24 protein-coding genes are annotated in these 24,972 nt (G+C 65.6%); 11 read left to right on the top strand and 13 right to left on the bottom strand.

The annotated features are described in order from the left end of the window. The first annotated feature begins 73 nt into the window (after positions 1-73). The 8 genes from HLH36_RS17445 to mltG all read left to right on the top strand — a co-directional run bounded on the left by HLH36_RS17445 (position 74) and on the right by mltG (position 7,028). Positions 74-832 (top strand): glycine betaine ABC transporter substrate-binding protein, encoded by a 759-nt coding sequence (locus HLH36_RS17445; RefSeq protein ID WP_182987568.1) that lies wholly within the window; start codon positions 74-76, stop codon positions 830-832. A 4-nt stretch (positions 833-836) separates the two neighbouring features. Next, positions 837-1,721: a hypothetical protein gene (locus HLH36_RS17440; protein WP_182987567.1), complete on the top strand. Its 885-nt coding sequence runs from the start codon at positions 837-839 to the stop codon at positions 1,719-1,721. Continuing rightward, complete coding sequence (locus tag HLH36_RS17435; RefSeq protein WP_182963988.1) at positions 1,718-2,248, top strand: ElyC/SanA/YdcF family protein; 531 nt, start codon at positions 1,718-1,720, stop codon at positions 2,246-2,248. Before HLH36_RS17440 ends, HLH36_RS17435 begins: the two co-directional genes overlap by 4 nt. A 68-nt stretch (positions 2,249-2,316) precedes the next feature. Continuing rightward, complete coding sequence (gene fabD, locus HLH36_RS17430) at positions 2,317-3,288, top strand: ACP S-malonyltransferase (protein ID WP_182987566.1); 972 nt, start codon at positions 2,317-2,319, stop codon at positions 3,286-3,288. 43 nt (positions 3,289-3,331) lie between these two features. Then, positions 3,332-4,081, top strand: coding sequence for a 3-oxoacyl-[acyl-carrier-protein] reductase (fabG, locus tag HLH36_RS17425; RefSeq protein WP_182963986.1), 750 nt, complete (start codon positions 3,332-3,334; stop codon positions 4,079-4,081). Between the two features lie 276 nt (positions 4,082-4,357). Further along, positions 4,358-4,597 carry an acyl carrier protein gene (locus HLH36_RS17420; RefSeq protein WP_012227163.1) on the top strand — a complete coding sequence of 80 codons (240 nt, stop codon included), beginning with the start codon at positions 4,358-4,360 and terminating at the stop codon, positions 4,595-4,597. Between the two features lie 48 nt (positions 4,598-4,645). Further along, a complete protein-coding gene (fabF, locus tag HLH36_RS17415) occupies positions 4,646-5,932 on the top strand; it encodes a beta-ketoacyl-ACP synthase II (RefSeq protein WP_182987565.1) in 1,287 nt (428 codons plus the stop codon). 103 nt (positions 5,933-6,035) lie between these two features. Beyond that, positions 6,036-7,028 carry an endolytic transglycosylase MltG gene (gene mltG / locus HLH36_RS17410; protein ID WP_182987564.1) on the top strand — a complete coding sequence of 331 codons (993 nt, stop codon included), beginning with the start codon at positions 6,036-6,038 and terminating at the stop codon, positions 7,026-7,028. A 2-nt stretch (positions 7,029-7,030) separates the two neighbouring features. Here mltG and HLH36_RS17405 read toward each other — a convergent pair whose 3' ends face one another. The 3 genes from HLH36_RS17405 to HLH36_RS17395 form a co-directional block, all read right to left on the bottom strand. Next, positions 7,031-7,855, bottom strand: coding sequence for a lipid-binding SYLF domain-containing protein (locus tag HLH36_RS17405; protein ID WP_182987563.1), 825 nt, complete (start codon positions 7,853-7,855; stop codon positions 7,031-7,033). Positions 7,856-7,948: 93 nt separating this feature from the next. Then, a complete protein-coding gene (locus HLH36_RS17400; protein WP_182987562.1) occupies positions 7,949-8,740 on the bottom strand; it encodes an inositol monophosphatase family protein in 792 nt (263 codons plus the stop codon). 41 nt (positions 8,741-8,781) lie between these two features. After that, positions 8,782-9,279, bottom strand: coding sequence for an MmcB family DNA repair protein (locus HLH36_RS17395; RefSeq protein WP_182987561.1), 498 nt, complete (start codon positions 9,277-9,279; stop codon positions 8,782-8,784). Between the two features lie 120 nt (positions 9,280-9,399). Here HLH36_RS17395 and HLH36_RS17390 point away from each other — a divergent pair, with 120 nt between their 5' ends. After that, entirely contained in the window at positions 9,400-10,311 is a 912-nt protein-coding gene (locus HLH36_RS17390; protein ID WP_182987560.1) for a glucosamine inositolphosphorylceramide transferase family protein, read from the top strand. Between the two features lie 3 nt (positions 10,312-10,314). On the opposite strand, the gene HLH36_RS17385 is transcribed toward HLH36_RS17390, so the two are convergent. The 6 genes from HLH36_RS17385 to HLH36_RS17360 all read right to left on the bottom strand — a co-directional run bounded on the left by HLH36_RS17385 (position 10,315) and on the right by HLH36_RS17360 (position 16,345). Then, positions 10,315-11,400 carry a glycosyltransferase family 4 protein gene (locus HLH36_RS17385; RefSeq protein ID WP_182987559.1) on the bottom strand — a complete coding sequence of 362 codons (1,086 nt, stop codon included), beginning with the start codon at positions 11,398-11,400 and terminating at the stop codon, positions 10,315-10,317. Positions 11,401-11,559: 159 nt separating this feature from the next. After that, positions 11,560-12,270 carry an NTP transferase domain-containing protein gene (locus tag HLH36_RS17380; RefSeq protein WP_182987609.1) on the bottom strand — a complete coding sequence of 237 codons (711 nt, stop codon included), beginning with the start codon at positions 12,268-12,270 and terminating at the stop codon, positions 11,560-11,562. A 74-nt stretch (positions 12,271-12,344) separates the two neighbouring features. Continuing rightward, positions 12,345-13,127, bottom strand: a complete 783-nt coding sequence (locus HLH36_RS17375) for a sterol desaturase family protein (protein ID WP_182987558.1) — start codon at positions 13,125-13,127, stop codon at positions 12,345-12,347. After that, positions 13,124-14,230: an LptF/LptG family permease gene (locus HLH36_RS17370; protein WP_182987557.1), complete on the bottom strand. Its 1,107-nt coding sequence runs from the start codon at positions 14,228-14,230 to the stop codon at positions 13,124-13,126. Before HLH36_RS17370 ends, HLH36_RS17375 begins: the two co-directional genes overlap by 4 nt. Then, the gene (locus HLH36_RS17365) at positions 14,227-15,423 is read right to left on the bottom strand and encodes an LptF/LptG family permease (RefSeq protein ID WP_182987556.1); all 1,197 of its coding nucleotides are present in this window, start codon (positions 15,421-15,423) and stop codon (positions 14,227-14,229) included. The genes HLH36_RS17370 and HLH36_RS17365 overlap by 4 nt, the downstream gene beginning before the upstream one ends. A 25-nt stretch (positions 15,424-15,448) precedes the next feature. Beyond that, complete coding sequence (locus HLH36_RS17360) at positions 15,449-16,345, bottom strand: metallophosphoesterase family protein (protein ID WP_182987555.1); 897 nt, start codon at positions 16,343-16,345, stop codon at positions 15,449-15,451. Positions 16,346-16,466: 121 nt separating this feature from the next. Here HLH36_RS17360 and HLH36_RS17355 point away from each other — a divergent pair, with 121 nt between their 5' ends. Then, positions 16,467-17,438: a diacylglycerol kinase family protein gene (locus tag HLH36_RS17355; RefSeq protein WP_182987554.1), complete on the top strand. Its 972-nt coding sequence runs from the start codon at positions 16,467-16,469 to the stop codon at positions 17,436-17,438. 5 nt (positions 17,439-17,443) lie between these two features. After that, entirely contained in the window at positions 17,444-18,403 is a 960-nt protein-coding gene (locus tag HLH36_RS17350) for a hypothetical protein (protein ID WP_182987553.1), read from the top strand. Positions 18,404-18,457: 54 nt separating this feature from the next. On the opposite strand, the gene spt is transcribed toward HLH36_RS17350, so the two are convergent. The 4 genes from spt to HLH36_RS17330 all read right to left on the bottom strand — a co-directional run bounded on the left by spt (position 18,458) and on the right by HLH36_RS17330 (position 23,037). Then, positions 18,458-19,654, bottom strand: a complete 1,197-nt coding sequence (gene spt, locus HLH36_RS17345) for a serine palmitoyltransferase (protein WP_182987552.1) — start codon at positions 19,652-19,654, stop codon at positions 18,458-18,460. A gap of 4 nt (positions 19,655-19,658) precedes the next feature. Continuing rightward, complete coding sequence (locus tag HLH36_RS17340) at positions 19,659-19,910, bottom strand: acyl carrier protein (RefSeq protein WP_182950899.1); 252 nt, start codon at positions 19,908-19,910, stop codon at positions 19,659-19,661. Positions 19,911-20,100: 190 nt separating this feature from the next. Next, entirely contained in the window at positions 20,101-21,837 is a 1,737-nt protein-coding gene (locus tag HLH36_RS17335) for a fatty acyl-AMP ligase (protein WP_182987551.1), read from the bottom strand. Positions 21,838-21,903: 66 nt separating this feature from the next. Continuing rightward, positions 21,904-23,037: a sensor domain-containing protein gene (locus tag HLH36_RS17330; protein WP_182987608.1), complete on the bottom strand. Its 1,134-nt coding sequence runs from the start codon at positions 23,035-23,037 to the stop codon at positions 21,904-21,906. Between the last annotated feature and the right edge of the window lie 1,935 nt (positions 23,038-24,972).

The following is a 24,972-nucleotide window of genomic DNA, read 5'->3' as shown; positions in this document are numbered from 1 at the left end:
TTTTTGTCGTTCCGCCCCTTGCGCAAACGGGTGCCACCTGCTGGAAACCACCTCGTGATCGGGGAGAGGTGTGATGACGACGGTGACGCTTGGCCATCCGGAAACCATCCTGCATGCGGTAGCCGCGGCGGCGGTGGTGCGTGTGCTGGAAGCCTATGACCTGGAGGTCGAATATGTCACCGGCGGCCAGGACGAACTGACGGCCGCGATGAAGGCCGGCGGGATCGACCTGTTCGTGTCCGCATGGCTGCCCGATGTCGATGCCCGGTGGCTGGACCGGTCGCTGGGCATGGATGTGCTCGGAGAATTGTACAAGCCCGTCTTCGGCTGGTTCATGCCCGAAGGGTGCGCGCCGGATGTGGCCTCGATTGCCGATCTGGGACGCGATGACGGGGCGGTCAACCGCAATATCGTGGCGCCGGAATCGGCTCTCGAACGGGTACGGCTCGGCGTGGGGGCCTATGGGCTGACGGAGCGCGGCTTTACCATCGAGGCCCGTCCCGATGAGGACGCCTATCAGCATGCGGCGAAGGCGATCGAAGCCGGCGAGGCGTCGATCCTACCGCTGTGGCAGCCGCATTTCCTGCATCATGGCGGCCGGCTGCGGCCGCTGGAAGACCCCAGGAACGTGCTGGCCGGCGAGCAGGCCGCGCGGATGCTGGTGCGCCGGGAGGCGCGTGCGGAACTGGATTCCGACCTGCTGGACGAGCTGGACGAGCTGATGCTGGGCCACAAGGTGGTGAGCGCGCTGGAATATGCCGTGCGTTGCGACGGCATGAGTGCCGACGAGGCTGCCGAGGCCTGGCAGCGCGGAAAGCTTCTGCCCCGCTAGGTCCATGGAGCATGCCGATTATCTGACCGTTGGAACGGCCGGCGACCTGAGCGAAGCCGATTACTGGCTGTTCGGGGCCATGCGGCCGCGTTCATGCCCGTTGCGCGTGCTGGTTGCCGGGGACGACGCCGCCGTTGCGGCCCGGCTGGCCGAGGCCTTCAGTGCCGGAGGACGGCCCGGTGCGGTTGCCTTTCTCGCGCCCGGTGCGCAGCCCGTGCATTCTGTTCACGACTATATCGATTGCGACCTGAGCGCGGATGCGGCCCCGCGGGCGCGGCTGGGAGCCCTGGCCGACCTGCTGGCGCCCGGCGGCGGGATGCGGATCGTGGTCGCCGCGTCGGATGGGCGTGGCGGCGGCTACGATGTCGCGGGACTGTTCGACCTGCTGGCGGCGGCCGGATTGGCGCCTGTCTGCCTGATGGCGCCGCTGGAATACGACCCCGCGCTGCTTGATGCGGAGCCAGCGCTTTGTACCGATCTTGATTTCCTGCCTGATCGCGCCCGGGCCTGCCTGGCCGAATCGCGGGCGGGGGAGCGGGCGTTCCATGTGGCTTATGTCCGCCGGGCGGGAGATCGGGTGTGGCGGGCCGATCCGATGGATCGGGATTCGGTGCCGGTTCTGCATGGCGGGGACGGGTTCGCCCTTTCACGGCTTATGCGGCCGGATAACCGCCTGCCGGTTCGTCTGGGTGACCGTGTGGTGCTGGTGCCGGTGCCGTCGCAATCGCGCGGGCTGCTGCCGCTGATCGATGGCAGGCGCACGGTTGGGGACCTGATGGCGATTCTGGACAATCGGGGCGTGGAAGCCGATCAGTTCCGGCAGGTCTGGCGGACGATGTTTGCCACGTTCGCGGGGCTGAGCCGGCTTCTGCTTCAGGCGCCACCGTGACCGGGCGGCCGGATGCGCCGCTGGCCATCGTGATCTTCGGGGCGGCGGTGCGTCCCGATGGCACGCCCACGCCGACATTGCGTCGCCGGGTGGCGGCCGCGGCCGCCTTCGGGCGGATGTGCGCGGAACCGCTGTTCGTGCCGACCGGCGGCAGCCTGGATGGGCGCCCGGCCGAAGCGCCTGTGATGGCGGACCTGCTGCGTCGGGCGGGTATTCCCGACACGGCGATCATGATCGAGGCGACGGCGCGCGATACGCTGGATTCGGTGCTGGCCTGTTCCGCGCTGCTGCGGGCGCGTGGCTATCGCGGCCCCGTTGCGGTTGCCAGCAGCGCCTACCACCTGCCGCGTTGCCTGGTACTGATGCGGTTGGCCGGCTGGCGGGTGATGCGGGTGCCGCCGCCGTCCGTGCCGGCCGCCCGGCGCCTGGCGCGCCGGTGGTTCTGGCGCCTGCGTGAGGTCCCGGCCCTGCCGTGGGATGTCCTGCTGCTGCTGTGCCGTCGCCGGGATGGCGTGCCCCGCGATTGACAGGCGCCGTATCCTGTCGGCATCTCGCGGACCGGAACGCGAGATTTCTTTTGGATAATGAGGACAGCATGACCGTTCACGCCTTCATCTTCCCCGGTCAGGGTAGCCAGTCCGTTGGGATGGGGGCCGAACTGGCCGCTGCCTTTGCCCCGGCGCGCGAAGTGTTCGAAGAAGTCGATGATGCGCTGGAGCAGAAGCTCTCGACCCTGATGTTCGAAGGGCCGATGGAGGAGCTGACCCGCACCGAAAATACGCAGCCTGCCCTGATGGCGGTGTCGCTGGCGGTGCTGCGGGTGCTGGAGAAGGAAGGCGGGCTGGAACTGAAGCGCGCGGCCGCGCTGGTGGCCGGTCATTCGCTGGGTGAGTATTCGGCGCTGGCGGCGGCGCGGTCACTGGGGATTGCCCAGACGGCGCGCCTGCTGCGCCTGCGCGGCACGGCGATGCAGAAGGCGGTGCCGGCGGGTGAAGGCGGCATGGCCGCGCTGATCGGCGTGGATCTTGAGCAGGCGCGCGCAATCTGCGCCGAGGCCGCGATCCTGCGCGTCGAGGGCGAGCCGGATCGGAGCGAGATCATCGAGGTCGCCAATGATAATGGCGGCGGGCAGATCGTCATTTCGGGCCGGGCGACGGCTATCGAGCGCGCGATCGCGGTCGCCAAGGCGCGTGGGGTGAAGCGGGCGGTGGTGCTGCCGGTGTCGGCGCCGTTCCACTGCTCGCTGATGGCGCCGGCCGCCGATGCGATGGGTGAGGCGCTGGAACGGGCCGAAATCGCCGCGCCGGTAGTGCCGCTGGTGGCCAATGTCTCGGCGGCGAAGGTGACCGACCCGCAGGCGATTCGCGACCTGCTGGTGCGCCAGGTGACCGGCACCGTGCGCTGGCGCGAGAGTGTCGAGGCGATGGCGGCGATGGGCGTCGACAGTTTTGTGGAACTGGGAGCCGGCAAGGTACTGTCAGGGCTGGTCCGGCGCATCGCGCCCGAAGCGGCGACACGCTCGGTCGGCACCCCGGCGGATATCGAGGCGTTCCTCGCCTCTCTCTGATGGCGGGGCGGCGATAAGTGGTTTTTCAGGCAAGGACGGGCTGATGTTCAGGTTGGATGGCAAGACCGCGCTGGTGACGGGCGCATCGGGGGGGATCGGCGCCGCGATTGCGCGGACCCTGCATGCCCAGGGGGCGCGGGTGGTGCTTTCCGGCACGCGTGAGGCCGTGCTGGCCGCGGTGGCGGCCGAGATCGCGCCGGATGGCGAGCGGGTCCATGTGTGCCCCGCCGACCTGTCCGACCCGGCCGCGGCCGATGCGCTGGTCTCGGCCGCCGAGGTCGCGGCAGGCGCGCCGCTGGACATCCTGGTCAACAATGCCGGCCTGACGCGTGACGGGCTGGCGATTCGCATGAAGGACGAGGACTGGAACCGCGTCCTTGAGGTGGATCTGGCGGCGCCCTTCCGCCTGTGCCGCGCCGTGCTGAAGGGCATGCTGCGCCGCCGGGCCGGGCGAATCGTGAGCATCGCCTCGATCGTCGGTGTGACCGGCAATGCCGGCCAGGCGAATTATGCGGCTGCCAAGGCGGGCATGATCGGCATGACCAAGTCCCTGGCGCAGGAAGCCGGGTCGCGCGGCGTGACCGTCAATGTCGTGGCGCCGGGCTTCGTCCAGACCGCGATGACCGATGTGCTCTCGGAAGGGCAGCGCGAGAAGCTGCTGGGCGGCATTCCGCTGGGCCGCATGGGGAAGCCCGAGGATATCGCAGCATCCGTCGCCTATCTGGCGTCGGACGAGGCCGGCTGGATCACGGGTACGACGCTGAACGTCAACGGCGGGATGGCGATGCCCTGATCGCCGGGGGAGCATGCTGATTCCGCTGGACGCAGGCAGGGATATGGCGGACAACAATCCGATTTTGCGGGGCCTGTTTCGGGGTTTGGCAGCGGATTGTGACGGAAAGAAGATCCGCCGCCTTGGCTATTGCCGGGGAACCGTGCTAATCCGCCGCTGCTTCGTCCGGAAGCGGGCTGGGCATGGTCCGGCGGTTCCGCTTCGCGGGACGTCAGACAGGACGAATGAATTTCGAACCGCCCGTATCTCATTGGGGCAGACAGGAAGCGAAGACAGATGAGCGAAATCGCTGACAAGGTTAAGAAGATTGTGGTCGAGCACCTCGGTGTCGAGGAAAGCAAGGTGACGCCGGAGGCCTCCTTCATCGACGATCTGGGCGCGGACAGCCTGGACACGGTCGAGCTGGTGATGGCTTTCGAAGAGGCTTTCAGCGTCGAGATCCCGGAAGATGCGGCTGAGAAGATCGCCACCGTGAAGGACGCGATCGACTACATCGAGAAGCAGAAGGCCGCCTGAGGCTGCTATTACCGAACGTCGGATTTTGTGATCAGGGAGCGGTGCGGGTTGATACAATCTGCCGGAGGAGCGTCGGGACATCGACGCGTTGTTGTTACCGGTATGGGCATTGTCAGCCCGCTCGGGCTCGGGCTCGAACATAACTGGTCGCGCCTGATCGCCGGCGAAAGCGGGATCGGCCGGATCGCCTCGTTCGATCCATCGGACCTGCCGGCGCATGTCGCCGGCGAGGTGCCGGCGGGGCCGACCGAGGCGGGCGGCCTGACCCTGTCCGACTGGGTCCCGGTCAAGGACCAGAAGAAGATGGATCGCTTCATCCATCTGGGCCTTGTCGCGGCGACCGAGGCGGTCGAGGATTCCGGGTGGAAGCCCGAATCCGAGGAAGATCGGTGCCGGACCGGCGTGATGATCGGTTCGGGCATCGGTGGCCTGCAGACGATTTATGATGCGTCGATCACGGTGCATGAGGGACGGGCCCGCCGCCTGTCGCCCTTCTTTATTCCATCGGCGCTGATCAACCTGGTCTCCGGCCATGTTTCGATCAAATACGGCTTCAAGGGCCCCAACCATTCGGTCGTGACCGCGTGTGCCACCGGTGTGCATGCGATCGGCGATGCGTCGCGCCTGATCATGCTCGGCGATGCCGACGTGATGGTCGCGGGCGGCGCCGAAGCGGCTGTCTGCCCGTTGGGAATCGCCGGCTTCAGTTCGGCGCGTGCGCTGTCCACCGCGTTCAATGACACGCCGGAAAAGGCCTCGCGCCCCTGGGACCGCGATCGCGACGGCTTCGTCATGGGCGAAGGTGCCGGCATCGTGGTGCTGGAAGAATATGAGCACGCGAAGGCGCGCGGCGCCAAGATCTATGGCGAGATCATCGGATATGGCATGTCCGGCGACGCCTACCACATCACCGCGCCGGCCGAAGGGCATGAGGGTGCGTATCGTGCCATGCAGGCGGCTGTGCGCAGCGCCGGTATTTCGGTCTCCGACATCGGTTATGTGAACGCCCATGGGACGTCGACCATGGCGGACGATCTGGAATTGCAGGCGGTCGAGCGTCTGTTCGGCGATGCCGCGAGCCAGGTTGCGATGTCGTCGACCAAATCGGCCATCGGTCATCTGCTGGGTGCCGCCGGCGCCGTCGAGGCCATTTTCTCGATCCTGGCGATCCGTGACAAGGTCGCGCCGCCGACGCTGAACCTGGACAATCCGTCCACCGAAAGCGTGATCGACCGGGTGGCGCATGAGGCCCAGCGCCGTAAGATCGACATTGCCCTGTCGAACAGCTTCGGCTTCGGCGGCACCAACGCCAGCATCATCGTACGCGGCGTCTGACCTGCTTCCGGGCCGGTCTGGCCCGGACAGACGGATCGGGCTGCCGGCCTGATCCGCGTCCGGGGTTCTTGTCTTTGACATCGTGACGCGGAAGAAGAGCATCATGCTCAAGCGTCTTCTGATTTTCAGCCTGAGTCTGCTGCTGGTAATCTGCGCGGCAGGCGGGGGCATTGCCGCCTGGGGATGGTGGCAATATGGCGTGCCGGGACCGGCGCCCGAATCCCGCGCGGTGGTCGTTCCCCGTGGCGGCCTGGCCAGCACGGCGGCAACCTTGCAGCATGAAGGCGTGATCGCGCCGGGCCGTGTCGGCAGCCTGCTGTTTCGCGTCGCCGTTCATCTTACGCGCCATGATGGTGTCCTGCATGCGGCGGAACTAGCGTTTCCGGCCCATGCTTCGCTTCGCGACGTGCTGTTCGTGCTGCGCCATGGCAAGCCGGTGGTGCATTGGCTGACGGTGGCCGAGGGCCTTTCCGCCCTTCAGGTGGCGGAACTGATCGACCGCGCGCCGGTGCTGTCTGGCCCGCCGCTTTCGCCGCCGGCCGAGGGTGCTGTCCTGCCGCAGACTTACGATTATGAATGGGGAACGCCGCGCGCTGTCCTGCTGGGGCGAATGCAGGCGGCGATGGAGGCGGCGCTGGATGCGGTCTGGCGTGGTCGGACCCCCGTGCCGGAAATTCCCGATCGGCGGACGTTGCTTGTCCTTGCCTCGATGGTGGAGCGTGAGACCGCGATTGCGGGCGAGCGCCCGTTGGTGGCTCGCGTCTTCATCAACCGGCTGCGCCTTGGCATGCGGCTGCAATCCGATCCGACCGTGGTTTATGGAATCAATCGGGGCGCCGGGCCGCTGGGCCATGCCCTGACGCGGGCTGAACTGGAAGCGCCGGGTGTCTACAATACATATACGCTGCCGGGCCTGCCGGCCGGGCCGATCTGTTCGCCCGGCCGGGCCTCGCTGGATGCGGTGGCGCATCCTGCCGACAGCGATGCGCTGTATTTTGTTGCCGATGGCAGCGGGGGGCATGCGTTCGCCAGCAGTCTGGCGGAGCATAATCGCAATGTCGGGGCCTGGCGTGCGCGCCAGGCCCCGGGCAAGTGACCTCAGGGGGGAGAAAGAGGCTGGCTGCTGACGGGGCCGGATGCAGGGACGTTGACCTGTGACGGCTCGCCGCCTGCGCCGGGCTGGGCATAGGCCGGGGGCGGCATGGAAGGCGCGCCGGCCGTGGCCCTGGCCTGCACTTCGCTGAGTGCGGCGCGCAGGGGGTCGGCACCGGGATTGTTGACCCGCATCGAGACGACGATGTCCTCGGGGCCGACGATCTGGTTGTAATAGGCGCGATTCGCGCCGCTGTTGACCGTCAGTTTCGAACCGCCTAGCGCCGCGCCGGCAAACAGACCCTTGGATTTCTGCAGCGCCATGATGTCGGTATTGCGTTCGCCCGCCGTGCCGCTCTCGATTCCCGAACCCATGGTCGCGAACGAGGCGGCGGCGTTGGCGCCGAACTGGAACTGGCTGTCCAGCAGGGCTTGCAGGCCGCGATCGGTCATGACGAAGAACATCATCTGGGAATCCTGCATGCCGAGCTGGATTCCGACATTGGCCGAACTGAGCGTGTAGAAGGCCGGGTCGGACCACGATCCGCGCGCGTCGCGCGACAGCAGGGCGCAGCCGCCGCCCGCACCGCCGAAGCCGATCGACATGCGGAAGATGGACGGGCAGACCATCACCGCGCGGGCCTGCGTCATGTAGCGGGTGATCTTGCTGTTCGGGCCGGCGCCGCTGAACATCTCGCGCACCGTCAGGGTTGCGCGGTCGACCAGGGCCTGCTGCCGTTCGCCCGCAGCCAGGGCCGGCGCCGCCGGCAATGCCAGCGCAATGGCCGCCAGGGCCAGGGTTGTGCGGGAAAGACCGTCTCGCAAAGGCATGCTCCGTATGTTCGGCTGGGCGTGTGGTGGGCCATCGACCCACGCCCACTCCTGCCGGATTTTTATGGCGTAACCATGGCTGGCGGCGGCCGATCAGTCCAGCGGTACTGCGAGTGCCGCGGCCAGATCGTCGGCGATTCCCGGTGCCGTCGCAAGCAGGGTGATGCCGCCATCCAGCCCGCCATCCCGCAGGAAGGGGGAGAAGCGGGCCCCGGCCTCCTCCAGCAGGACCAGTGCTGCCGCGACGTCCCACAGGTTGATGACCATCTCCAGATAGCCGTCCTGCCGGCCACACGCGATATCGGCCAGGGCGAGCGCGCCGGAGCCGCCGGAGCGTGGCATGGCGCCCAGATCCAGGATCGCGGCCATCTTGGCCGCATAGACGCCGTCCGGGACCTTGTTGCTCCACCCCATCTCGACCATCGCGGACCTTGTATCCGTCACCGGCGAGGCCTGGATCGGCCGGCCGTTGAGGAAGGCACCATGGCCCCGCACGGCGGTATAGATCTCGTTCAGGGCCGGGGCGTGGATGATGCCGGCGACCGGCTGGTCGCCATCCATCAGGCCCAGCGAGACGCACCAGCGCGGACGGCCGCGCGCGTAGTTGGATGTGCCGTCGATGGGGTCGACCACCCAGCGCAGGCGGCCGGTGCGGGTGCGTCCTTCTTCCTCGCCCTGGAATCCGTCCTCGGGGAACAGGGCGCCGATCCGTTCGGAAATCAGGGCCTCGACCGCGCCGTCGGCTTCGGTCAGCCAGTCCTGGGCGCTTTTCTGCTTGCCCGAGGGGCCGCCCGGCGGCGGACGCATCGCCATGGCCAGATCGGCCGCGTCACGGACGATGGAGCGCGCGGCCTCGAACCGGCGCAGGATGGCGGCATCGGACATCGGAAAACCTTTCAGGATTGGTTGGATGGGGCGGAGCGCGATCATTCGGCCCGCCCTGCCATCCGCAGGGCAGCCGTGATGGCGGGGTCATCCAGACGGGCCAGCCGTGCGGCTGCCTGGGTGGCGAACAGCCATGTCAGCTTCCGCCGCCGGGCGGACGGCAGGGCGGTCGTGGCCGGTGGCCGCAGGATGGCGGCTTCGGCAATCACGTTCAGGCCGTCGGGGATGGTATCGGTATCGGCGACCATGATCCCGGTCGCCTCGGGCAGCAGGGAAAGAGGAAAAGTGCGATCGACGGCGAAGAAAAGCTGGTCGCACCAATCGCGATAGCAGGCCCATTTCCGGTCGGTCAGAAAGTCGCGTGGGCCGGATTTGATTTCGATGCAGACGAATCCGTTGTCGGGCCGCAGGGCCATGACATCCGCCCGGCGCCCGTCCGGCAGGATCAGTTCGTTCAGGGCCGCCCAGCCCATCTGGCCGCAGAGATGATTGACCGCGCGGCGGATGGCGATCTGGTTCTGGATGGGGTCGATGGGCATCCCGCGCACCATGCCACGGGTGGGTCGGCGCGTCACGGTCGCGGAGGTTTGCGAACGCGGCCTGATGGGATAGACCGCTCGGCGGCCGTCATGGGGCGGCCTTGCAGCATGGGGAGCGGCATGGGCATCCTGCGCACCGATATCTGGCGGACGGGCATTCTGCCCTATGCGCTGCCCGAAATCCTGGCGCGTGGCGGCGTTGACGGATTGCCGGTGACCTGGCTGCCGGATCTCGGGCCGTTCCGTTTTCTGGCCGATCCGTTCGGGGTGTGGCGGGATGATCGGCTGTATCTGTTTGCCGAGGTCTATGATTATCGCGACCGGATCGGCCGGATCGACGTTTTCGTCTTCGATCGGGCGATGCGCCTTCTGGATGCGCGGTCGGCGCTGTCCGAGCCGTGGCATCTGTCCTATCCGGTGGTGATCGCGGAGGGGGATGAGATCTATCTGCTGCCCGAAGCCTATCGGTCCGGTCGGCTGACATTGTATCGCGCCGTCTCCTTTCCCGATCGCTGGGAGAAGGTCCCCGATTTCGCCTTTCCCGAAGCGGCGATCGATGCCTCGCCGGTGCGGATCGATGGCAGGTGGTGGATGTTCTACAGCCCATCCAGCGGGTCGGCGGAAGACAAGCAGAGCCTGCTGCATGTCGCCTGGGCCGACGCGCTGCGCGGCCCGTGGCATCTGCATCCCGGCAATCCGGTGCGGCGGGATCGTCGCAGTGCGCGGCCGGGGGGCACGCCGATCCTGGTCGATGGGCGGGTGGTGCTGCCGACCCAGGATTGCACGGGCACGTATGGCGGGGCGATCGTGCCCGTGACGATCACCGAACTGGGGCCGGAGCGCTTTGCCGCCCGGGCCGGGGCCCCCATCGTCGCGGCGGCGGATTGGAAGCCTTTTACCGATGGCCTGCATACCTTGTCCGCCGCCGGGGAGGTGACGCTGGTGGATGCGAAGCGGATCAGCCGCTCACCGCGCCGGATCGCGATCGAACTGGATCGTCTGAGTCGGCGGAGGACCGGCAGGGGCCGATAAGCCTCAGCCGCGCCGGGGGGCCGTGATCCGGGCCAGGATAGCCTCGCCAGCGGCGTCGAACCGTTCGGGGGCGAACAGGTCCAGCACGTGAGTTCGTGCGGCCTGGCCCATGGTGGCCATGGCTTGGGGCTGGCGGAACATCCTTGCCAGGGCCTCGGCCAGGGCGGTGGGATCGGCGGGGGGAACCAGCAGTCCGGACACGCCGTCCTGTACGGTGTAGCGGATCTCGCCGACCGCGGAGGCGACGGGGGCCAGGCCCGCCTGCATGGCCTGATGCACGCCGATGCACAGCCCTTCATGCAATGAGGGCTGGACGTAGCCGTGCTGGCTGGAGAGGAAGTCGGCTACCGCGCTGGTGAATCCTGCCAGGCGCAGCGTGGTCAGACCATGTTCCCGGATCAGGCTTTCGAGTTGGGGGCGTGCGTCGCCTTCACCGGCGATGGTGACCTGAAAGGGCGGCAGGGACAGGTCGTCCTTCAGCAGTGCCAGGGCGTGACACAGGACGTCATAGCCCTTGACCGGGTGCAGCCGACCCAGCGAGCCGATCCGTACGATTTCGCCGGCTTGCCAGGCGCGGGCGGGCGGGCAGGTGGGATCGGCGCGGAAGATTGGCCACAATGCGGCGTGGTTTGCCGGAATCCGCAGCCGGTGGCGCATGAAATCCAGCACGCAGCTGGAATCGGCGACCCAGATTCGGCTCAGTCTCCGCAGGCTGCGCAGCAGGCGGGTGTTGGCGGGGCTCAGGCCGGCGGAATGCTGCCAACTGACGACGGGGAGGCGGCGCTTCAGCCCCACCATCTGTCCTATCACGGTGGCCCGGGTCAGGGACGTCCAGATCAGGTCCGGGTGCCAGCCTCCGATCTGGCGGTCCAGCCAGCGCAGGGCCGCCAGGTGGTCGCGTTGTCCTTCGGGACAGATTTCGACCGGGAGACCGGCTGCCTGCATTGCCGGCAGGGCCCGGCCGTCGCGGCGGAGCAGCGCGAAGATGGCCACCTCGTGCCCGGCGCGGCGCAGGACGCCGGTGATGTCGGGCACGGGGAAGGCAGCGCCCCCTCCTTCCAGCGAGTTGATGATGTAGGCGATGCGCATGGAGTTATGCGAACCGTGTGGTCTCTTTCTTCTTTTTCTGAAGAAAAAGAAGCAAAAAGACTTTTATCCGTTTGGTGTCCGACGATGCCCGCAGGATTTCCCTCAAGGAATCAAACGTTTTTTGGTTCTTTTTTTTAAAAAAGAACAGGGATGCGTCCTTCATTCGGAGGGGGGCCGGAGCAGGGATTCCACCAGGAGCAGGTCGGCGGGTTTGTCGACATCCACGGCGGCGCGGCCGTCGGGCAGGGCGACCAGCCTGACCGAGGCCTGGCTCAGGCTGCCGACCCTTGCGCACAGGGCCGCGCGGGTCAGGCCGTCAGTCACGTAGCGCAGCAGGGTGCTGATCCCCAGCAGGCGCGCCATGCGCAGCGGCCGTTTGCGTTCCTGTTCGATCCGCTGCCATAGCTGCACCACGCCGATCGACGCCGGCGTGCGGAACAGGAACAGGTTGCAGCCGGAAAAGGCGCCATCGGCCAGACGGATCATCGTGCGTTTCGTGCCTGGGACGTCGCGCGCGATATCGGCCTCCATGGCGACGGCGGCGGCCATGTCGCACTGTGCGTCGACGGAGTCGAGGAAGGCGTCGATCCATTCCGGGCGCAACAGCGCATGGTCGGCGGTAGTGACCAGCAGCGGGGTGCCGAGTGCGCGCAGGGCCTCCATCACGCTGGCGCTGGGGCCGGCGGCGGGCGGCAGGAAATCTACTGCATGGTTCAGTTCGAGGCCCGTCAGAATGCCGGGGGTTTCGATACTGATGACGATGCGGCCGATGCGGGGGGTGGCGGCGAGGGCGTCGATCACCCGCGCGATCATCGGCCGGCCGGCCACGGGGAGGATCGCCTTGTGCGATACGTTGGCGGCGCTGGCCATCGGGTCCTCGGCACCGGCACGGGTGCCGGCGAGGACCAGGACGGTCAGGGGGGCGGCCGGCGGGGTGTCGGACGTCACGCCGCGTCCCGCTGCGGTGTCGCCCCGTCCGGCCGGTCGCGCGGTGGCGCGCCGGTCTGTTCCATCACCCAGGGATAGCGGCCGGCTTCTTCCAGATCGTAACCCAGGTTGAAGACATGCGCGCTGCGCGGCCGGGCGCGGGCATCGACGTAATAGGTGCCGAAGACTCGGTCGACGACGAAGCTGGTGATGCCGTAATTGCCGTCTTCGTCATGGAAGTGATGCAGGACATGGCGCTGCTTCATCTTCTGAATCCAGCGCATCCGCGGCTTGTAGTTCAGGTGCTGGATGCAGTGGAAGAATTCATAGATACAGGTGATGACCAGCCCGGTGCCCATTGCCGCCGCGGCACCACCGACATTGCCGATCAGGTAGCCGATCGGCAATGTGATGATGGCGATGGTGGGGATGGTATTCAGCGGCGAGCCGAACAGCACATCCAGCAGATGCGGGTCCTGATGATGGTCGAAATGGATGCGCTTCCACAGAGTGGCCGTCCATTTCATTCGGTAGAGGAAGCGGCCGTGCAGGATGAAGCGATGGATCATGTACCACGCCAGCGGATAGACCGCGACGACGGCACCAGCGGCGACCAGAGCCGGCCCGACGCCGGGGAACTGCCATGCCAGCACCACGAAGCTGATCACGGCCAGAACGATATAGAGCAGGATCGTCGGGTAAGTGAGGTAGGCGATCCACAACTGGCGGAGATTCATTTTTCCCAGGTCGAAGCTTCGGCCGGTGCGAAGATTCGTGTTGCGTAAGGTCGTGCCGATCATCTCTCTTCAATCCTCAACACCAGGGCACAGACGGCGAGCGTGAAGATCACGATGCCGGGCAGGGTTGCCGCCGGGGCGGGCAGCGTGCCGGCGTTGCCCAGTGCCCGCAGCATGCCCTGGAAGACCACGAACAGCAGGCCGGCCCCCAGGCACCAGACGGGCAGCCAACTGCGTGTTCCGCTTCGAGGTGGGATATAGACCACCGGCAAGGCCAATAATAGCATTACCGCGAAGCTGAGGGGTATGAGCACCCGTGCCAGCAATGCAGTTCGGAGGACCGCCGGCGGCTGGGACGCGGGCATGCGGCCGTGCAGGATCGCGATGATGGTGGTGGCCGAAAGTGGGGGCGTATCCATCGACAGCCTGATCATGTCGGCGGGGCGAATCCCGGCAGGCCAGTCATGCGCCAGCGCCGGAGCGGGGGACAGCGTGGCCGTACGGACGGTGGCACCGGTCGGTTCGAGGCTGCGTCCGCCATTGTCGGTCCATGTACCGTCCGCATAGCGAAGCGTGTCGAGATGAATGGTGCGGAGCAGGCGGCCGTTCGGCCCCCGCTGGTACAGGTCGACATGGGTGACGGTCGTGCCGCCATGGGCGACATAGCCGATATCGGCCAGTGTCGTACCGGCGCGGAACCAGAAGCCGTGCCCGGTTTCGGGATGGGGATCGGTGCGGTTCCACCAGCTTGCCAGCGCCAGTTCCGAGCGCGGCGTGATCTGGTCGTCGACCAGGGCCCCGACCACGCCCAGTGTGAGGATCGCGGGCAGCATCAGGCGGATCAGGCCGGGAGTGGTCAGGCCGGCGGCACGCAGGATCGCGATCTCGCTGCCGGTTGTCATCTGTACCAGCAGGACCAGAGAGCCGATCAGCACCGCCAGCGGCAGGGTGCCCCCCACCAGCATGGGGGCGTGCAGCATCATGAAATAAGCGATGCCGCGCGCGCCCTGGTGCCGTTCCAGGATCGGCGTCAATTGTTCCAGCAGCGCCAGGATCTCCATCAGCGCCAGCAGGATGGCCGCCGTCGTCAGGATGCGCCCGATCAGTTCGCGCGTCAGGTAGCCGATCAGTACGTTGCGCGTCGGCGAGGGGGACGACGTACTCATGACGAGGGGCTGGCCGACAGCCGGGTGAAGGGGCGCCGCCAGATCCGGCCGCTTCCCGCCGATCCGGTCCGATGCACGATCAGCCAGACGCAGGCGCCGCAGAACAGGAAGAATGGCCCCCATATGACGAGCCAGGGTGACATCGAGCGGCTGGCGACCAGGCTCAGGCCCAGTTGCAGCGCGTGATCGAAGCCGACCAGGCTGATGGCGGCGATGGCCAGACCCAGATTGTGCCGCTGGCGCTTGGCGACGCCCGCAAGCGCACAGGCCAGGATCGGGATAAAAGGAATGGCCAGGGCGCGGGCTAGGCGGAAATGGAGTTCGGCCACCAGATGGGGCCGGCGGATTGCCGGATCGCCGGTATGCATGCCCCGCAGCAGTTCAAGCAGGGTCAGTTCCCGCTCGTCATTGCCGCGGTGGCGGAAGGCGTGGGCCTGCGAGACGGTCTGGAAGATACGCGTGGTGGTGTCGAACTGCACCAGGGTCGGTGCTGCGTCCCGCCGGTCGGTGACGATGATCCCATGTGCCAGGTCGAGCCGGACCGAGGTTCGGTCGTCGGCGATCCGCAAGGTTCCGCTCTCGGCGGAAATGTCGCGTTCCAGCCCGCTGCTCCGGTCGCGGATGAAGACGTGGTACAGGCGCGTGCCGGCCCCGTCGACCCTGTCCGCAGTCAGCATCAGCGTGTCGGCGGGGATAGCGAACATCCCGCTTTGCAGATGGGGGCCCCAGCCCGCATGGGCGGCCAAATACATCGCCTGCCGAAAATCGTAGCGGGCATAAGGCTGGATGAAGCCATAGAGGCTGAACCCCACCAGGCCCATGATCGAGCCCATCATGACGAAGGGGCGCGCGATCCGCAGCAGCGAGATGCCGCTGGCCATCAGGGCGTCGATCTCGTTGTTCTGGCTCATCCGCCGTACGACCGAAAAGACGCTGACGCAGATCGCTGCCGGCAGGGCCAGGCCCAGATAATGGGGGATGAGGTCGGCCAGGAGTCCGGCGAAGATCTTGAGCGTGCCGCCATCCGCTGCCAGCACGTTCAGAAGGACCAGCAGCCGTTCCAGCAGCAGCGCTGTCATCACCACGGCCAGCGAGATCAGGAAAGGCGGTGCCATCTGCCGCACCAGATAACGGTCGAGGGTTCCCGGCGTGATCCTTTGCAGCAAGGCGGAAGGGCGAGGCGCGCGCATCATGTCGGCCCACACATACAAGCATCGCCTAGGGGAGGCGATAGACATCGAAGCGCCAGGGCGGCAACTCCCGGACCGGTTGGCCCGGCGCGACCAGCCGGCGGCGGATTTCGGCGGCATAGCCGCGCCCGGTGCCGGCGATGCGGATATGGTGCCATGCGGCCATGCGCTCCTGGCCCCGGGCCAGCATCGAGGCCGAGGCAATCCCCAGCACGGGCACCGTCGCCGTGGGGCCGGGCAGGGAGGACAGGCCGGAGCGATGGCTGTGGCCGTGCAGGACCAGTTCGGCCCCCGCCCGCGCAATGGCGGTGGCGAACAGGCCGCTATCCAGCAGTGCCTTGCGGCGGGACACGATGCCGGGAACCGGTGGATGATGGATCATGACCACGCGGAAGGCGCCCTCGCGGCCGGTTTCATGCAGTATGTCGGTCAGGCGGGCGGCCTGTGCCGCCCCGATCCGCCCGGCGGCGGAAAACCAGGGGGTGGGGCAGGCGGAATTGACGCCGATCAGCGCGAGCGGGCCGATCCGTCGGACAAAGGGAAAATCATCCGGCCGGGCCGCCATCCAGGGTTTCCAGAGCCCCAGCGTGGTGCTCCAGGGCGCGCGCACCAGCATGTCGTGATTGCCGGGGATGATCGCCGTTTGCTGGGGCAGGCGTGCCGACACCCATGAAGCCGCGCGCCGGCATTCCACCGGAAGGCCCATATTGGTGAGGTCCCCCGTCAGGGCCACGGCATCCGGTGTCATGGCGCGGATGTCGGCGACCAGGGATTCCAGGACGGTGTCGACATGCAGGAAACGGCGCTTTCGCCGCCAGGAGAGCTGGCTGGTCATGCGCTTGTTCAGCAGGGCCCATGCCGGAAACCGCAGCCCATCATGTGCAAGGTGCAGATCGGACAGATGGGCCAGGGTAATGTCGTTCATGGTTTCCTCCGCACTGTCGTCGGCCTCCATGTCCCGCGGGGGTTCACGATCTTGCAATAATGCCGGGAACGCGGCTTATGACCCTAAGAATGTCGGTGCCACAGAGAAAGGTCGATAGGGAGTGAGCGAGCGGTTCGCCCTGATCCACAACCCGCGCAGCCGCCGCAATGGCCGTGAAGACGGCTCGTTCCGTCGGCGAGCGTCACAGGCGTTGGGGCCGCTGTTCTTCCATTCGGCGTCCAAGCCTGCCGTGGTCGAGATCGTGACCGAACTGGCCCGACGCGAAGTCGGGGTAGTTGCGATCGACGGGGGGGATGGCACCGTCAGCGATGTCATGTCCGCCATTCACCAATGCTATCCGGCGGACGCGTTGCCGGCACTTGCCGTGCTGCCGTCGGGGAATACCAATCTGATCGCCGCCGATGTGGGGTTCGGTCTGCGCGGCAAGGCGGCGCTTGAACGGTTGAGCGTCCTGGCCGGCGGAGGCGCCCTGCGGCGTCGCATCCTGCGGCGCGACGTGCTGGCCGTTCGCTGGTCCGATCCGGCGCGTCCGGCCGTGCTTGGGATGTTCCATGGTGCCGCGGCCTTTACGCGCGGAATCCGTATTGCTCATCGGCCGGTCATCCTGAACCGCTTTTCGCATGATCTCGCGGTGGGGATCGCGATCGCGTCCTCGCTGGGGCGGCTTGTTTTCCGCTCGACCCGCCGTAAATGGCTGGCCGGCGATCCCGTGACGCTTGCGGTCGGGGACGAGGTGCCGCGGACGGCGGACAGTTTCCTGTTCCTCGCCTCCACGCTGGCATGCCTGCCCGGAGGCATGTGGCCTTTTGCGTCGCGCGAAGGGCATGGCCTGTCTTATCTCAGCGTCGCAGCCTTTCCCGAACATCTGCTTTCCGCGACATGGTCGTTACTGCGCGGGCGGCCCGCCGCATGGCTGGATCATTCGCCATCCTACCGGCGTGGCCGTACCGGTCGTCTGGCCCTGAAACTGGAAGGCGACTTTGTGCTGGATGGCGAAATCCTGGATTCCGGCCCGGATGGGCAGACCTATCTGTCGGCGGGGCCGGCTTTCGATTTTATCCGGAATGCCTGATCCTCATGGATGACGTGCGATACGATCTTCTCGCCGCCGGGCGGGTCGCCCGCATTCTGACGGACGAACTGGTTCGGCCGGTGGAACCGGCGGTGACGGCGTTTGTCGGCGAATTGGTCGGGGATGCGCCAGTACTGGGGGTACTGTTCTATGGGTCTGGTCTGCGGCAGGTGGACCCGGAGGGCATTCTCGATTTCTACGTCGTGCTGGACCGGCAGGCCGACTGGCCGCGCAGCAGGGCGGCGCGCGAGGCGAATGCGCTGCTGCCGCCCAATGTGGAATATCATGAGCGCACCATCGATGGCCGATATGTCCGGGCCAAGGTCGCCATCCTGACCGTCGCGCAGTTCCGGGCGCTGACGGCGCGCGGCAATCTGGACACCACGATCTGGGCACGCTTCTGCCAGCCGGCGCGACTGGTCTGGGTGCGCGACGCGGCGGCGGCCGACGCGATTCTGGGCTGCCTGATCCGCGCCGTGGCCGTGGCCGCCTGGTGGGCGGCCCTGCTGGGCCCTGAGAGCGGAACGGCGCAGGCCTATTGGGAAAGCCTGTTCCGCCGGACCTATGCCGCGGAATTGCGGGTCGAAGGAGGGGATCGTCCCACCACGCTGCTGGCCGGCGATCTGGGGGCGCGCTTCGACATGCTGCTGCCGGCCGCCTGGGCTGCATCCGGCCTTTCGTTCGTGCGGGAGGGCGACATGCTGTGTCCGGCAGTATCGGCCGAAGCGCGCGCACGGGCGGGTCGTCAATGGCGGATTCGGGCCGATCTGGGGCGCCCGTTGAATGCGGCACGCCTGTTCAAGGCCGCCTTCACCTTCGCCGGCGGTGCGCGCTACATCGCTTGGAAGGTGCGCCGGCATAGTGGGTTCGACCTTGCGCTGACCCCGTTCGAGGCCAGACATCCGCTGATCTGTCTGCCCCGGCTGCTCTGGCGGCTGAAGGGGACTGGGATATTCCGGCGCTGAAGAGCGTCGGGGGCTTCCCCGTCGCCTGAGGACGACGGGGACGGGGCTGGGCGTTTAGCGGCCGGCTCCCATTTCGCGGGCTACCGTGGCGAAGATTTCGATGGCCTGGTCGATCTGCGCCGCGTCATGCGTTGCCATCACCGAGGTGCGTAGCAGCGGGTGCTGGTCGGGGGTTGCGGGCGGCAGGCTGAGATTGACATACACGCCCAGATCCAGGAGCCGGTTCCAGAACTGTACCGCCTGGGCGACCTCGTCCAGCACCACCGATACGACGGGGCTGGCCTGCGGACCGGTGCGCAGGCCGATCGCGTTCAGGCCGGCATGCAGGCGCTGGGCATTGTCCATCAGCCTGTGCCGCAGCTCCGGCCGCCGCTCCAACTCGCTCAATGCTGCCATGGTGGCGGCAATGACGTCCGGCGGAAGCGACGCGGTGAACATATAGGGCCGTGAGCATAGCCGGATCAGGTCCAGCCCGTCCTGGTCCGAAACGCAGTAGCCGCCGACCGTGCCCAGGCTCTTGGAGAAGGTGCCGACGACGAAATCGACATCGTCCTCGACCCCGCAGGCTTCGGCGACGCCGCGCCCGTGTTCGCCCATGACGCCGACGGAATGGGCCTCGTCCGCCAGCAGCCAGGCGCCGGTTTCGCGCTTCACTGCCGCGAACTCGGCCATCGGCACCACGTCGCCCATCATTGAGTAGATGCCTTCGACGACGATCAGCTTGGCGCCCGGCGTGCCGTCCAGGCGGCGCAGGCGCTTGTGCAGGTCCTCGGGGTCGTTATGGCGGAAGCGGATGACCTGCGCCTGGCTGAGCCGGCTGCCGTCGTAGATGCTGGCGTGGCTGTCGGCATCCAGCAGCAGATAATCGTCCTTGCCGGCCAAGGCCGAGATCATGCCCAGATTCGCCTGGTAGCCCGTCGAGAATACCATGCAATGCCGACGGCGGAAGAAAGCGGCGATACGTTCTTCCAACTGGCGGTGCAGGCCCTGGGTGCCATTGGCGATGCGCGATCCGGTGGTGCCGACCCCGTGGGTACGCACTGTGCCGATCGCGGCATCGATCGCCGCTTCGCTCTGGCTGAGGCCCAGATAATTGTTGGTGCCGAACAGCAGGGTCTCACGCCCTTCGATCACGCCCACGGTCGAGGACACGGGGTGGTCGATCACGACGGAAAACGGGTTGCGGCCTCCGCCATTGGTCACGGCCGCCAGCGAACGGGCCAGCGGCTCGTATTTGGTGAAGATCGACATGGAGTCAGTCGCCCTGCTTCAGCGACACGATGCAGTTGGCCAGGTCGTCGATGGTGCGGATGTCGGCAAGCCGGTCGAGCGGAACGGATACGTCGAGGGAATCCTCGATTTCCATAACGAAATTCATGACCGCGAGTGAATCGAAGGCCAAATCCTCGACGATCTTGCTGCTGCCGCTGATGTCACGGGGAACCTTGGGATTCGCCAGCAGCGTCTGGATGATCAGGGCAGAGACGTCCGCGACCGTTTCACTCATTATAAATGCATCCTTATTGCGGGAGCCGTCCCCATGTGACGTGCCCGAACCCCGCCTGCCATATCGGGGAGCGGAGCAGCCCGGCGGACTGCTTGCGCCCCCTCTCAACAAAGAGGATGTCCTTATATCGAAATCCGGTCGATTGGCCAGTATTGAAGCTGGGGCCTGCCGCGAGGCGGGCCCCAGCGAATCATGCGACCGATGCGGTCTCGCTGACGGCATCGAAGGCGCCCGACAGCAGCATGGCCTTGGCCCGTGCGCGGGTCAGTTTGCCCGACGAAGTCTGCGGCAGCGTATGGGGTGGGACCAGGATCACGGAGACATCGACCCCATGCTGGCGGCGGAACAGGCTGGCAGCTTCATTGCGCAGGGTTTCGCGGGCCTCGGGGGTGGACGCGCGGCACTGGATCAGGGCCACGACCTTTTCGCCCTTCTCCTGGTCGATCGAGAAGACGGCGACATCGCGGCTGCGCAGGGCACCGATTTCGGTTTCGGCGGACCATTCCAGGTCCTGCGGCCAGATATTGCGACCGTTGATGATGATCAGATCCTTGGCGCGGCCGGTCACGACCACCTGCCCGTCAATCATGTAGCCGAGATCGCCGGTATTCAGCCAGCCACTGGCATCCAGAACGCGCTGGGTTTCCTGGGGCTGGTTGAAATAGCCGCGCATGAGGCTGGGGCCACGGACGAAAATGGTGCCGACCTTGCGGTCCGGCAGGGGCCGCCCCGCAGGGTCGCGAACCTCCAGCTCATGCTCGGGCAGAACCTTGCCGCATAGGGTGAATGTTCTCAGAGCATGCGAAGGGTCGTTTGAGGGGCGTGCCACCCCTTGCGTCTCCAGGAAACGCAGATCGACCGTATCGGTCTGGATGCCGCTATGGAGCGGCACGAAGCTGATGGCCAGCGTGGCCTCGGCCATGCCGTAGCTGGCTGTAAACGCCCGCCCGTCGAATCCGGACGCCGCGAAGCGTTCGGCAAATTCCTCGAGAATATGGTGACGGATCATGTCGCCACCGATTCCCGCGACACGCCAGCACGACAGTTCGAGCGTGACCGTCGAGGCACGGCGCGCGCACAATTCGAAACCGAAGGAGGGGCTGTAGGAAATGGTGCCGCGATTGCGGCTGATCAGATCCAGCCAGACATGGGGACGACGGGCGAATTCGCGCGTTGGCAGCATATCGACGGTCAACTGGCAGGTGACCGGTGTGAGGAAGAAGCCAACGAGGCCCATGTCATGATACAGCGGCAGCCATGACACGCACCGGTCGCCCGTTTCGCGGACCTTCAGGCCGTCGCGGGCGATTGCGCGGGCGTTTGCCATGCCTGATTGCTGGGTGACGGCGACCCCCATCGGAAAGCGGGTGCTGCCCGAGGAGAATTGGAGATAGGACAGATCGTCGGGGGAGACGGTCGGCAGCGCGACCGGACCGACCGGCAGGGCCATCAGGTCGGCCGGACGCCCGCCGAAACGCAGATCGAAGCCTTCGACGATTTCGCCCGTCCAGCCGGCAATGATGTCGGGCACGATGACGGCGACGGCGCCGGCGCTCTCGATCATGCCGCGTAGGGTTGTCACATAGCCTTCGCGTCCGCCGAACGCGACTGGCAGCGGCAACGGTGCCGGTACCAGCCCTGCATATTGGCAGCCGAAAAAGATTCGGGCGAAATCGCCATCGCTTTCCGCGACGATTGCGACCCGCTCACCCGGGCGCAGCCCCAGTGTCAGCAGCCGTCGCGCAACATCCAGCGCCTGTTCGCGCAGTGTGCGGTAGGGGAGGGACTCCAGCAGTTGGCCACGACCGGAATAAATGTTGAATCCCGCTTCCCCGAGGGCAGCGTAATCCAGAGCTTCCGGAAACGTGGCAAAATCGCCGAGGCGTCGCGTCTGACCGGAATCTGTCGGAGTCGGAGAGAGTGTCATTTCAGGTAACGAATCTTCCACCTGGAGCATGTAATCAAGGCAGGTTCAAAGCGATGGCGAAGGCGCTCACGAACGCGCCTTTCGGAGGAATTCTACGATGGCATCCGCGCCAATCGGCGCCGTTGGCCCGATATCCGCCAGGCCGAAGGTCTCGCGTATATACGATTTCTGCCGGTCAAGGAAATCCGGGTGCTCGGCAACAGCGCCATCCAGGGCCTGGCCAAGGCTGGCCGCCGTGTCGATCACCGGCCCCAGGGACCAGAACAGATAGTCGGGATTGTCGTGCCATTTCGTCTCATGCGCGTCAAGAAACAGGCAGGGACGCGGGTTGATCAGAAATTCGGCCACCTGGCTGCTGACATCGCCCAGATAGAGGTCGGCACCCATGGTATAGGTCATGTCGACGCTCCTGGTGCTGCCCGGATCGATGAGCATGTGCGGTATTCCCTTATAGGCGCGCAGGATGCTCGCAGCTTTGTCGCGATGTGCGTCAAACAGCCGGTAATGCGGCGCGAAAACAAGATTGTATCGGTCCTGATTGGCAAAATAGTCGAGAACTTGAGTACCCAACTTATACCATGATGTCAGCTTGGGATTGAAATGCGGATTATAGAGGACTGTCGGGCGCCTGTTGCCAAACAATGGTGGGGCGGTGCTATGCATCAGGCGCACGAGATCGAATTTGGCATAGACCCCTGTGACGTAATGTCCGGGGCGCAGCGAGCCCTGGGTCAGAAGGCGATTTTCCAGCTTTCTTCCTGCCATCAGGATAAAATCGAAATGTCGGACATCCCGGGCAAAACCCACTGCGCGGTCTCCGGCACCGTGTCGGGTCCAGATCAGGCGGGGTGCGCGCAGCCCGATCCTGCGCAGATAGAGAGATGTGCGCTCGGGAACGACAATCGCCTGAAATGTCTCGAAATAATTCTTGTTGAAAAGCAGGGTTGCCAGTTTGGTCAGGACGCTGGGCCCGCGACGAGTCAATTGCCGCCATAAAGGTCCGGGCAGGGTCAGCCGTTCATAAGCGACCTGCGAATCCGGATAGAGGCTGGCCAGGCGCCGTATATAGGCTTCCTGCTCGTCTGTCAGGCAGGCGATATGGACCGCGATCTCTGGATATCGGCGCGCGATTTCCAGAGCGACCGGCAGGGAATGGGCGATTTGGTGGAGCTGGGCGATATAGGGAAAGACGATACGCATTGGGATCAGGCCTGCCCCGGGGTTGGATGCGCTGGGGGAGGCGGTGTTGGGCGTCAGCGTTCGGCGTGCATGCAATGCCATGGCCAGTTGCATGAGAACCAGGACAATCGCTCCACCGACATTGGCCGGGCCTACGCCTTCCAGTCCATAGAAATGGATCAGAATCATCAGAGCCGGCAGGAAGAAAACGACATCCACACAGCGTGCGATCACAACGGCGCCCGCACGGCGGAATGTCATTAGCAACGGCTCCAGCGGCAGGCCGCAAATCGCCACGATCTCGGCACCGAGCATCCACAGCATGATGCTGACGGCCGCCTGGTCCTGTGTGCCTATGACCAGCCCCAGCAGCGGGCGTCCCAGCAGGAGCGCAAAGGCTATCAGCAGGCATCCGATCCCTCCGGCTGCCAGGCTTGACTGCCATGCCAGACGGTACATCCGTTCGGTCGCGCCCTCCCGCCACAGGGAGGCCATTTCGGGATAGAGGGTCTGCTGCATCATCGTTCCAGGCTTGGCGATGCCGGCGGCGATCTGGCTGGCAATACGATAATAGCCGGCGCTGACGGGGCCGAGCACGCTGCCGACGATCAGTGTCGTCACATGGCTGAAGACCAGGGACAGGGTGGCGTTGGCGTTGGTGATGAAGGCAAAGCGCCAGATCCCGGGAAAGTCGATGGCGATTCTGCCTTTCATCAGATCAGGGATGATGTCTGCCATCCCTGTCCAGAAGCCTGCCATCAGTTCCCTCTTGTGCAGTTCATGCCATGCCAGGCCGAACAGCAGCGTAAAGGACAGGATCTCGGCCAGCATCCAGACCAGTGCCAGATGTTCGAAAGAGAGGCCGATCATCGGCAGGGCCAATGTCCCAAGCAGACGCACGAGCGTCGCCGTGCTGCCCTGCAGGGCCAGCAGATCGAAGCGATTGAGGATACGCAGCACGCCCGTCGGCGTGGCGGCGGCCATGAACAAGGGGGTTAGGCTGTAGAATGTGCCGATAGGGTGCAGGACCGGCGGCCAGCCCAGGATCTGCCCCATCGTCAGGCTGGCAATGACAGCGATCACGCAGCCTGCGATGCCTCCGATCAGATCCAGGGTCAGACTGAAGCGCAGGACGCGATGGAAGCGCGGCAGATCCCTATCGCCCAAGGGGCGAAAGCCATACTGCAGCAGGGTCTGCCATGACTGAAAATCCACCAGATCGCCGATAGTGCGGGCGAAGGCGTAAAGCATGACCACCAGGCCGAAGCCGTAACTGCCCAGCAGGTGGATGGCGAGGGAAGCATGCAGCAAACTGAGCGGAGCATTGAGGGCCCTTCCGCCAAGCAAAACCCCCAGATTGCGGAATGCGCGCCGAAGGCCGCGTCGTTCGTTGGGGGGCGATTGGTTCGGTGAAGCGGCGGACACGAGAAGATAGAGCCTGCTTTATCGATGTGGATGAAGAAGGCCGCGTGAAAGCGGCCGGCGCCTGCTCAGATAAGGCGGCGGAGTAAGAATATGAAAGGTGGCGGCGATGCAAAATCACTCTTTGCAGTGGCAGGACAGGTCCTGCCGATCTGGAGAGGCTAAATCAGGAATGGCGGTTTTCCGGGATATTTCGTCGGCCCGAGCAACTTTTTTGATTTTTTTTGAACTCCTGTGTTGACGGTATTAGGGGTGGGGTGTAGATCGCTGTTCACCGCCGGGGCTGAGGTTCTTGACCTGGTGGTTTGGACCTGCTAGTTTCTTTGGCCCTTCTGGGGGCGGATGGGATTAGAAGTTGTTCTTTGACAATAGAATAATGGAATGGAAGGGATATGTTGGCGGCGTTCTGACGGCCTGTGAGAATGGGTTGTTAGGGGTTGGTTTTATCTGGGTTTAGCCTGGGTTTGATTGAGCCTGCTTGGACGCTGTGGGGCATATTTCTTTGATTTATGCGTTTTTATAGCTTTCGAGTTT

Source organism: Gluconacetobacter aggeris, assembly GCF_014174395.1.
Taxonomy (GTDB): domain Bacteria; phylum Pseudomonadota; class Alphaproteobacteria; order Acetobacterales; family Acetobacteraceae; genus Gluconacetobacter; species Gluconacetobacter aggeris.
Note: the sequence above shows the minus strand (reverse complement) of the source record. Positions and strands in the feature narration are given on the sequence as shown.

Bases quoted from the DNA above. Each gene is read 5' to 3' on its own strand.
- HLH36_RS17445 (WP_182987568.1), top strand. From the start codon at position 74: ATGACGACGGTGACGCTTGGCCATCCGGAAACCATCCTGCATGCGGTA.
- HLH36_RS17440 (WP_182987567.1), top strand. From the start codon at position 837: ATGGAGCATGCCGATTATCTGACCGTTGGAACGGCCGGCGACCTGAGC.
- fabD (WP_182987566.1), top strand. From the start codon at position 2,317: ATGACCGTTCACGCCTTCATCTTCCCCGGTCAGGGTAGCCAGTCCGTT.
- fabG (WP_182963986.1), top strand. From the start codon at position 3,332: ATGTTCAGGTTGGATGGCAAGACCGCGCTGGTGACGGGCGCATCGGGG.
- HLH36_RS17420 (WP_012227163.1), top strand. From the start codon at position 4,358: ATGAGCGAAATCGCTGACAAGGTTAAGAAGATTGTGGTCGAGCACCTC.
- mltG (WP_182987564.1), top strand. From the start codon at position 6,036: ATGCTCAAGCGTCTTCTGATTTTCAGCCTGAGTCTGCTGCTGGTAATC.
- HLH36_RS17405 (WP_182987563.1), bottom strand. From the start codon at position 7,855: ATGCCTTTGCGAGACGGTCTTTCCCGCACAACCCTGGCCCTGGCGGCC.
- HLH36_RS17400 (WP_182987562.1), bottom strand. From the start codon at position 8,740: ATGTCCGATGCCGCCATCCTGCGCCGGTTCGAGGCCGCGCGCTCCATC.
- HLH36_RS17395 (WP_182987561.1), bottom strand. From the start codon at position 9,279: ATGCCCATCGACCCCATCCAGAACCAGATCGCCATCCGCCGCGCGGTC.
- HLH36_RS17390 (WP_182987560.1), top strand. From the start codon at position 9,400: ATGGGCATCCTGCGCACCGATATCTGGCGGACGGGCATTCTGCCCTAT.
- HLH36_RS17385 (WP_182987559.1), bottom strand. From the start codon at position 11,400: ATGCGCATCGCCTACATCATCAACTCGCTGGAAGGAGGGGGCGCTGCC.
- HLH36_RS17380 (WP_182987609.1), bottom strand. From the start codon at position 12,270: ATGGCCAGCGCCGCCAACGTATCGCACAAGGCGATCCTCCCCGTGGCC.
- HLH36_RS17375 (WP_182987558.1), bottom strand. From the start codon at position 13,127: ATGATCGGCACGACCTTACGCAACACGAATCTTCGCACCGGCCGAAGC.
- HLH36_RS17370 (WP_182987557.1), bottom strand. From the start codon at position 14,230: ATGAGTACGTCGTCCCCCTCGCCGACGCGCAACGTACTGATCGGCTAC.
- HLH36_RS17365 (WP_182987556.1), bottom strand. From the start codon at position 15,423: ATGATGCGCGCGCCTCGCCCTTCCGCCTTGCTGCAAAGGATCACGCCG.
- HLH36_RS17360 (WP_182987555.1), bottom strand. From the start codon at position 16,345: ATGAACGACATTACCCTGGCCCATCTGTCCGATCTGCACCTTGCACAT.
- HLH36_RS17350 (WP_182987553.1), top strand. From the start codon at position 17,444: ATGGATGACGTGCGATACGATCTTCTCGCCGCCGGGCGGGTCGCCCGC.
- spt (WP_182987552.1), bottom strand. From the start codon at position 19,654: ATGTCGATCTTCACCAAATACGAGCCGCTGGCCCGTTCGCTGGCGGCC.
- HLH36_RS17340 (WP_182950899.1), bottom strand. From the start codon at position 19,910: ATGAGTGAAACGGTCGCGGACGTCTCTGCCCTGATCATCCAGACGCTG.
- HLH36_RS17335 (WP_182987551.1), bottom strand. From the start codon at position 21,837: ATGACACTCTCTCCGACTCCGACAGATTCCGGTCAGACGCGACGCCTC.
- HLH36_RS17330 (WP_182987608.1), bottom strand. From the start codon at position 23,037: ATGCGTATCGTCTTTCCCTATATCGCCCAGCTCCACCAAATCGCCCAT.